1 protein-coding gene is annotated in these 309 nt (G+C 53.4%); it reads left to right on the forward strand.

The annotated features are described in order from the left end of the window. Positions 1–187: 187 nt before the first annotated feature. Positions 188–309, forward strand: a 122-nt coding sequence (locus RRF55_RS27360) for a Rop family plasmid primer RNA-binding protein (RefSeq protein WP_114449732.1), incomplete at its 3' end; no start/stop codon positions are given.

The following is a 309-nucleotide window of genomic DNA, read 5'->3' on the forward strand; positions in this document are numbered from 1 at the left end:
TATGGAAAAACGGCCGCTTAGCGGCCTTTCCTTTTCCCCGTCACGCGACCGCTCGGTTTTCTCGAGCTTTTATACGCATGCTCCTGCCGCTCGCCGCAGCCGAACGGCAGGAGCATAGCGACTGAGTGAGCGAGGAAGCGGAAAAGAGAACATCCCTACACTGAGCACTGACGCTCTGAGGCCTCTTATGACGAAACAACAGAAAACAGCGCTGAACATGGCTAAATTCATCCAGAATCAGTCTCTGCTCCTGCTGGAGAAGCTTAACGAGCTTGATCTCGATGTCGAGGCCGACCTTTGTGAGAAACT

The organism is Klebsiella sp. K47 (assembly GCF_051858335.1).
In the GTDB taxonomy this organism is placed as follows: domain Bacteria; phylum Pseudomonadota; class Gammaproteobacteria; order Enterobacterales; family Enterobacteriaceae; genus Klebsiella; species Klebsiella pneumoniae.